The organism is Clostridium sp. D43t1_170807_H7 (genome assembly GCF_015555905.1).
Classification (GTDB): Bacteria; Bacillota; Clostridia; order Clostridiales; family Clostridiaceae; genus Clostridium.
This window is the reverse complement of record NZ_JADNLK010000033.1, coordinates 18,435-20,554: the sequence shown is the minus strand read 5'-3', so window position 1 is coordinate 20,554 and position 2,120 is coordinate 18,435. Positions and strand designations below refer to the sequence as shown.

The window sequence follows — 2,120 nt, the reverse complement described above, 5'->3', positions numbered from 1 at the left end:
ACAAAAAATGGCTGAAAGCTAGATTTTATCTAACTTTCAGCCATTGAAATTTTTATACTTTCCTATACATTAAAAAAGAGCAATAGAAAATCTATGGCTCTTTTTTAGTGCTTTTATATGAGCACTAAATTACGATTGTATCATTATGATATTACTTAGTAACAGCTAATAGCTTTTCAACTACTTCAATATCTGCTGGAATCCATTTTTGTGATGCTAACTGTTCTAATGAAACCCACTTTGCATCATTATGAGCATTTAAGCTTAATGTACCTCCGCATATTTCACAAATAAAGCAATGCATTATTAAATGAAAGCTAGGATAGTAATACTCTACAGTAGTTAGATAGTTTAGATTAGTAATATCTAATTCTAACTCTTCTTTTATCTCTCTTATTAATGCCTCTTCCTGAGTTTCCCCTACTTCTACTTTTCCTCCTGGAAATTCCCACATATCAATAAATTCCCCATAGCTTCTTTTAGTGATAAATATTTTATCATCCTTTTTTATTATTGCTGCAACTACTTCTATTGCCTTCATTTGTTCTTACCTTTCCATATTACTCATAACTTTAAGATGAATTTTATTGACCAAAAATATCTTCAAGTTTTATTTTTAAATCATCAAATACAACACTATTATAAACATCATTATTTTCAAACACCTTAGGTGTTCCATAATGTCCATTAATTAATCTATATTGTGTTATTGATCCGCTTGGTTCAACAATATTATATTCTAACACTCCAAATTTTTGATATATTCTAGCTTTTATAAAATAATCATTATCAGAATACTTTTCAGATACCACTTCAAAAATAATCTTAGGAGTTGATATGAAACTTTCTCCTAAAGTTTTAGCATCCTCACACATCACAAAAACATCTGGTAAAAAATTATACTGTTCACTTTCATTTTTAAATATAACTTCTATTTGTTCTGCAAAAGGCTCACATTTACTTCCCTCTAAATATATATCTAATTTCGTTAATATTTTTCTAACAACTCTATTATGTTGTCTAGATGTTCTTGAACTAAATAAAATTTCTCCATTTAAATATTCACATACACCATCATACTTACTTTGAATTTCTTCAAATTGCTCTAATGTAATAAATACATTTCTTATTGGCTCCATCACTTGTACTCCTTCCGATAAACTCTCAAATTATAAAAACTATAATAATTATATCATATAAGCTAATTTCATATTATTAATTTTAGCCTTTTTATTTTTTTCTTATTCTAAATATAAAAAACCTAAAGATATAATCCTTATTTATTATTATGTAAAAAAACATGCGGGGTTAATCCATATTTCGTATTAACCCTGCATGTCTTTTTTTATCTTACTATATTCTTTAATTTTTCATCTAATTCTTCTTCAGATAAGTCTTTTATTTTATCAATATCATAATAGAAATTTGCATATCTAAATTTACTTGCTCTATCAATACCAAAAGCATTTGATAAATCCTCTAAGAAATCTATTTCAGTATTTTCATACTCTCCATCTACTAGAGCTAATCCTAACAATTCAAAATAAACTATGTTTTTTACTCTTTCAGATGCTTCTACTAATACTTTTTTAGCATCGTCTACTTCCATTGAATTTACTGCATTGGTAATATTCAATGCTTTTGAATATCTATCAATTATTTGCTTCTCTTTTACATCAATATTTCCATCTACGCTTATAAATTCAGTAGCTAATTTTAAAAAAGCTTGCGCCTCTTTTTCGTTTAGTTCTTTTAATAACATCTCTAATCTCCTTCCTTTATCTTCAACTTATATTATACCTGTTTTTACTTTTAAAGTCTTCTAAATATATTTTTTAGAAAACTTCCACTCTAATTATATTTCTACAAGCATTCTTTTCTTACATTTACTTATACTATACCATTCACAATTTCCACATATATCGTCCATAATTTCCTTAGTAATATGACTCTTTATGTACCTTATTAAAGATTCATATTCATATATTTTTTCTTCTAACTCAAAATATTTTATTACTTTATTATCAATAATAATGATGTGGTCTAAGCTTTATCATAACTAATAATTCCTCTTATTGATTTATGATTTCTTAACATGGAACCAATTATAGTTGCTAATA

At 26.1% G+C, this 2,120-nt stretch carries 3 protein-coding genes; all 3 read right to left on the bottom strand.

The genetic code is table 11. From position 1 onward, the window contains the following. Positions 1-151 precede the first annotated feature (151 nt). The gene (locus I2E98_RS14400; RefSeq protein ID WP_195469575.1) at positions 152-541 is read right to left on the bottom strand and encodes a (deoxy)nucleoside triphosphate pyrophosphohydrolase; all 390 of its coding nucleotides are present in this window, start codon (positions 539-541) and stop codon (positions 152-154) included. Between the two features lie 43 nt (positions 542-584). After that, on the bottom strand, positions 585-1,139 hold the full coding sequence (locus tag I2E98_RS14395) for a Uma2 family endonuclease (RefSeq protein WP_195469574.1): 555 nt from the start codon (positions 1,137-1,139) through the stop codon (positions 585-587). 206 nt (positions 1,140-1,345) lie between these two features. Next, the gene (locus I2E98_RS14390) at positions 1,346-1,762 is read right to left on the bottom strand and encodes a hypothetical protein (RefSeq protein ID WP_195469573.1); all 417 of its coding nucleotides are present in this window, start codon (positions 1,760-1,762) and stop codon (positions 1,346-1,348) included. Positions 1,763-2,120 lie beyond the last annotated feature (358 nt).

Coding starts and splice junctions, on each gene's coding strand:
- I2E98_RS14400 (WP_195469575.1), bottom strand. CDS start 541: ATGAAGGCAATAGAAGTAGTTGCAGCAATAATAAAAAAGGATGATAAA.
- I2E98_RS14390 (WP_195469573.1), bottom strand. CDS start 1,762: ATGTTATTAAAAGAACTAAACGAAAAAGAGGCGCAAGCTTTTTTAAAA.
- I2E98_RS14395 (WP_195469574.1), bottom strand. CDS start 1,139: ATGGAGCCAATAAGAAATGTATTTATTACATTAGAGCAATTTGAAGAA.